The 5,274-nt window shown below is 58.5% G+C and carries 4 protein-coding genes; 2 read left to right on the top strand and 2 right to left on the bottom strand.

The genetic code is table 11. The features are described from left to right. Positions 1-147: 147 nt before the first annotated feature. Positions 148-1,425 carry a phosphoribosylamine--glycine ligase gene (gene purD / locus IGS51_RS15900; protein WP_297079698.1) on the bottom strand — a complete coding sequence of 426 codons (1,278 nt, stop codon included), beginning with the start codon at positions 1,423-1,425 and terminating at the stop codon, positions 148-150. A 224-nt stretch (positions 1,426-1,649) separates the two neighbouring features. Between purD and IGS51_RS15895 the strand changes: the two genes are divergently transcribed. Both IGS51_RS15895 and IGS51_RS15890 read left to right on the top strand, forming a co-directional pair. Further along, on the top strand, positions 1,650-2,996 hold the full coding sequence (locus IGS51_RS15895) for a lipopolysaccharide assembly protein LapB (RefSeq protein ID WP_297079696.1): 1,347 nt from the start codon (positions 1,650-1,652) through the stop codon (positions 2,994-2,996). A gap of 408 nt (positions 2,997-3,404) precedes the next feature. Then, positions 3,405-3,758, top strand: coding sequence for a phenylpyruvate tautomerase MIF-related protein (locus tag IGS51_RS15890; protein ID WP_172353418.1), 354 nt, complete (start codon positions 3,405-3,407; stop codon positions 3,756-3,758). Positions 3,759-4,016: 258 nt separating this feature from the next. Here IGS51_RS15890 and IGS51_RS15885 read toward each other — a convergent pair whose 3' ends face one another. Further along, positions 4,017-4,907 carry a CoA-binding protein gene (locus IGS51_RS15885; RefSeq protein ID WP_297079693.1) on the bottom strand — a complete coding sequence of 297 codons (891 nt, stop codon included), beginning with the start codon at positions 4,905-4,907 and terminating at the stop codon, positions 4,017-4,019. Positions 4,908-5,274: the final 367 nt, after the last annotated feature.

Raw genomic sequence — 5,274 nt, 5'->3', positions numbered from 1 at the left:
TACTAAGCTTGCTTCAGGCTAATCTATCCATTTTTTAATCATGCAACAAAGCCACCAAAAAGTGTGACCAAAATGCGACCCGCGCCACTCTAGAGAAGATAGCAAAGATAAGATAGTAAAGATAAGATGGCGGCCAGATAGCGCCGTTCAAGTCAGCACCCGATGCCCAATATCCCGCCGACAGTAAGCCCCCTCAAACTGGATGCAATCTACGGCTTCGTAAGCGAGGGCGATCGCCTCTCTCACCGTTTCTCCCAGCGCAGTAACGCCCAGCACCCGGCCGCCGTCGGTGAGAACCGTGTCGCCGATCAGTCGAGTGCCTGCATGGAAGACCATCGCACCCGTGTCGGCGGCTTGGGCGAGGCCGCTAATGGGTTTCCCCTTGTCGTAGCTGCCAGGATAACCTCCGGCGGCGAGGACGACACAAGCAGCGGCTCCGGGCTTCCATTGCAGCGGCGGAAAGTCGGCCAGGGTTTGCTGGGTGCAGGCCAGCATCATCTGATCGAGCGGCGTTTCTAGCAGGGGCAGCACGACTTGGGTTTCGGGATCGCCAAAACGACAGTTAAACTCGATGACTTTGGGATCGCCCTGGGGCGTAATCATCAGCCCCGCATAGAGAACGCCTCGATAGTCGATGCCGCGATCGCGCAGGGTGGCGATCGCCGGTTCCAGAATCTCTGTCTGGATGCGCGTCATTAGCTCTGGTGTGACCACTGGGGCCGGGGCGTAGGCTCCCATGCCGCCTGTGTTTTCGCCCGTGTCGCCCTCGCCAATGCGCTTGTGATCCTGAGCGGGCAGCAAGGGGCGAATGGTGAGACCATCCGTCACTGCCAGCACCGAGGCTTCTTCGCCCGTCAGGTATTCCTCCAGCACCACACGGCTACCCGCTTCGCCAAACTGACCCCCGAAGGCGACTTCGATGGCGGCGATCGCCTCTGCTTCGGTCATGGCCACCGTTACGCCCTTGCCTGCCGCAAGCCCGTCTGCTTTCACCACAATCGGCGCACCCTGTTTGCGAACCTGGGCGATCGCTGTAGCGGCATCGCTAAACACGGCTGCGTTTGCGGTAGGAATGCCGGCCGCTTTCATCAGATCCTTCGCCCAGGCTTTGCTGGCTTCGATCTGGGCCCCCGCCTGGGTCGGGCCAAAGACTTGCAATCCCTGCTCTTGCAAATAGTCGGCAATGCCATTGGCCAAGGGCACTTCTGGCCCCACCGCAATCAGGCTAAAGTTGTTGACCAGGGAAAATCGAGCAATGCCTTCAAAGTCCTTGATCGAAAGCCCCAGGTTGCGGCAACGGGGAAGGGTTGCAGTGCCGCCATTGCCCGGAACGCACACGACCTCCTGCACGCTGGGAGACTGCAATAGAGAAGTGGCGATCGCATGTTCTCTGCCGCCGTTTCCCACTACCAGAACTTTAACCACACCCTCACCAACCGTTACGAATGTTACCTGTTGCGTCTCAAAACATCCTCCATTATGCACCCTGATGCCACCAATCTCCTGATGCCGATAAAACTCTCGCAAAGCGTTAAAAGTCTGGCGGAAAACCCCTGGCTTCGGCGTAAGGTAAAGAAGGCGGCGCAAATTCGATGCAACGGCTGTCGAACGCCCGATTTCTTCGCTATTTTGCTGTGACGAGTGAGATCATGCCTGTTTCTATGCCCGGTTCTAGAGCCAAAACGCACAAGACTCATCACCAGACTCAATGGAGGGCGATCGCGCTGATGCTCGGTTGTGGCGGTCTGTGGGCCACGCTGCAATCGCTGCCCACAACGGCTCAGACTGTAGAAACGGTGGCAGAAACGGTGGCCCAAATCGTGCCCCTGCCGCCCCCGGTTGCGCCGTCGCCCTCCGAGAACCCGTCGTCGCAAGAGGAACTGCTCCGAACGTCGCCCAACCCGCTAGAGATGACGGAGCCTGATCCCCTGCTGCCCAGACCCGTCGTAGATCGGCCCCTCAGCCCGCTGGAAATTTACTTCCTGCGGCTGGGGGTAGAAGACTTGCAGCGGCAGGCGGAAGCGCGGTATGCCCTAGGGCAAACGAACGCTGCGTTTGAAATCTGGTATCGCGAGCTGCGGCTACGGCGGGTGCTGGGCCTGTCAGAAGAAGTGTCGGCGCTGGGGCGCGTGGGGGAAGTTGCGTGGCGCGAAAACCGCCGCACCGATACGCGAATCGTCACCGCCCGCCTGGAGCAAATCGAGCAAGAGCAGCAGGCAATCGCTCCGCCAGACTATAGCCTCCTGCTCAGCATCGCCCAGGGCTACGAAAAAATGCGGGCACTGCCGCTAGCCGTCGCTCTCTATGACCAGCTTTTGACCCAGGCGCGGGCCGAGCGCAACAGCGCCGTTGAACAGTTGGTGCTGACCTCCCTGGGGCAACTGCACCTGGCCTGGTTCGACTACGACAAGGCGGCGATCGCCTATACAGATTTGCTCAACCTAGCGCGATCGCGCAGCGACGGCATTCGCGAATTGGAGTATCTACAGCAGCTTGCCTATATTTACCAGCAGGGCAAAATGCCCGACCGCGCTATCCCGATTCAGCAAGAACTGGTGCAGCGATACGAAGCCCTGCCCCTGCCGCTGCTGATCCCGCCGCTCAAGATTGCGCTGGGGGACAACTACCGGGCGATCGGCCGCGCCGGACTGGCTGCGACCACCTACCAGGAAGCCTTTACCCAGGCCCAAGCGCAGCAGCAGTATGGCTACTCTAGCGAGGCACTGGTGCATCTAGCAGCGCTCTATGAGGGGCTAAACCGTCCCGCAGATACGCTACTGGTCTATCAAACGCTGATTCAGGTCGAGCAGCAGTCCTACAACACCTACGGCATCATGACCGCCTACGAAAAAATTGCCCAATTGCACCAGGCCCAGGGCGAAACCGCAGAGGCGATCGCTGCTTATCAGTCCGCCCTTTCTCTGGCGCAGCAGCTCGACTATGCCAGCCGCGTTAGCGCCTACACCGCTCAAATTCAAACCCTCAGCGGCAGCTAACGCCAGTTCAATCTCTTGAGTCATCCGTTAAACGGTTTGTCGTTAAAAACTGCGGCTGTTGCTGAGATATCTTTGGGATATCTTTGAGGATATCTTTGAGTCAGCATAGAGTTCAGCGTATAGCTACTGTGTACACAGATCTCGATTGGTTGCGTCAGGCTCCGAAAGATCCCCTAAATCCCCCTTATTAAGGGGGACTTCCGATTCCTCCTTGCTCAAGGGGGGCTAAGGGGGCTTCCGATCCCCCCCTTGCTCAAGGGGGGCTAGAGGGGATCAAAGCATCGCCGCTCAAGCAAGACTTGGGTGTCCACACTAGCAGCGCATCGAGAAAGTCATTGAGCTTGTCGAACGTCCTTGTCGAAAATCTGAACCCAGCTTGCCCTTTAGAACTGCCACAGCGTAACTGCCATGCCCTTGATCAAGATCCAAACCTCCGTGTCTTGTCCTACGTTGACCGAAGTGGAAGAACTGTTGAAGACCCTGTCAGACAGTCTGGCAAAGCACACAGGCAAGCCCGAATCCTATGTCATGACCGCGTTTGAGTCGGATGTGCCCATGACCTTTGGGGGCACGCTCGATCCGGTTTGCTATGTGGAAGTGAAAAGTGTGGGTTCCTTCAACCCCGCCCAAACCAAGTCCATGAGTCAGGAGTTTTGCCAGATTATCAGCGCCACGCTGGGCGTGCCCGGAAACCGCACCTACATTGAGTTTTCTGAGGCCAAGGGCTATCTCTGGGGCTGGAATGGGGCGACCTTTGGCTGATGCCCGCCCTGCTGCTGATTGAGCGGGAGAGGGCCTTCAACCCTATATCTGGCTCCCCTTCTCCCCGCTTGGGAGAAGGGGTTGGGGGATGAGGGCAGTGAGTTTGCTGTCTCAAGTATGTCAGTGCCTTAAAAAAGGCGAAACCGAGCCGAACTGCCCCGGAAGTCCCTCTTACCAGGGGGACTTTGGGGAATCGACTCAGGGCAATCAGCGACCCAGGAAGTTTTAAGACCCTGCCTAGAATCTGAAGTGCGTCCCTCAAATCCGCAAGGCCTGTTTTAGCAAGCTGGGAATATCGGACGGGCGATCGGCAACGGGAATGCCTGCTTTTTGGAAGGCGGTTACTTTGCTGTCGGGTGTGCCGATTTCGCTGCCCCAGCCCGCCACCAGAGAGGCAATGATAGCCCCAGCGTGGCCCATGCGATGATTCTTGGGCGCGGTGCGTCCGGCAATGTAGGCGATTACGGGTTTATCGATCGCCTCGACAATGTAGCGGGCTGCTTCTTCTTCGCTGTTGCCCCCAATTTCGCCCACCAGCACGATCGCCTCGGTCTGGTCGTCTTCGTCCAGAATTTGCAGCCATTGCTGAAAGGAAGAGCCAACGATGCGATCGCCCCCAATCCCCACGGCAATCGACTGGCCCAGTTCCGCCTGCGTCAGGTGCAGCGCGATTTCGTGGGTGAGTGTGCCACTACGGCTGATTAGCCCGATGCGTCCGGGGGAATACAACTCGGCAGGGTACGTGCCTAACAAAATCTTGCCAGGGAGGATAATGCCGGGGCTATCGGGCCCGACGACCAGCGTATCGGTGCGCTCAGCAATATGCAGCAGCTTCACCATGTCCAGCGGCGGCACGCCCTCCGTCACCAGCACCAGATGCCGAATCCCAGCGGCGATCGCCTCCAACGCCGCATCCAGCATCCGATACGGCTCCACCAAAATCACTGCTGCATCCACCGGGCCAGCGGTTGCTATGGCCTGTTCCACCAGGTCGAACACAGGCACGCCCTCTAGCACTTGCCCACCGTGCCCCGGCGACACCCCCGCCACGATCGACGTGCCGTAGGCCCGCATTCGCGCCGTGTAGAGGCTTCCTAGAGCGCCCGCGATGCCTTGCACCAGAACTTTACTCCTTGCCGATAAATCCATGTCTAATTAAAGCGTTTGGGTTTGAGAGTTGGGTTTAAGAGGACTCACGCAGTTGGACGATTTCTCGCGGGCGCACCCCGCGAGAAATCGTCCAAAATTCAGAAAACTGCTTGCAAGTGCGTAAATCCTGTTTGAGATTTAGGTTTAAAGCTTGAGCCTTGGGAAGAGACGGGCAAAATGCGAAACGCCTGCCCAGAGGCAACCCTACCGCCCGACTCCGGCTCCCTCACTGAGGGCGATCGCCTTGGTGAGGGCCTCATCCAGCGAATCCAGAACAAACAGCATCGGCAAGTCTAGGGCAGCGAGTTGCTGACGGGCTGCCGCCGCATGGGCCCCGCCCAGCCGCACCACGAGGGGGACGCTGACG

Origin of the sequence: Thermoleptolyngbya sp. M55_K2018_002 (assembly GCF_015295965.1) — a bacterium.
Taxonomy (GTDB): domain Bacteria; phylum Cyanobacteriota; class Cyanobacteriia; order Elainellales; family Elainellaceae; genus Thermoleptolyngbya; species Thermoleptolyngbya sichuanensis.
This window is presented reverse-complemented; position numbering and strand designations above follow the sequence as displayed.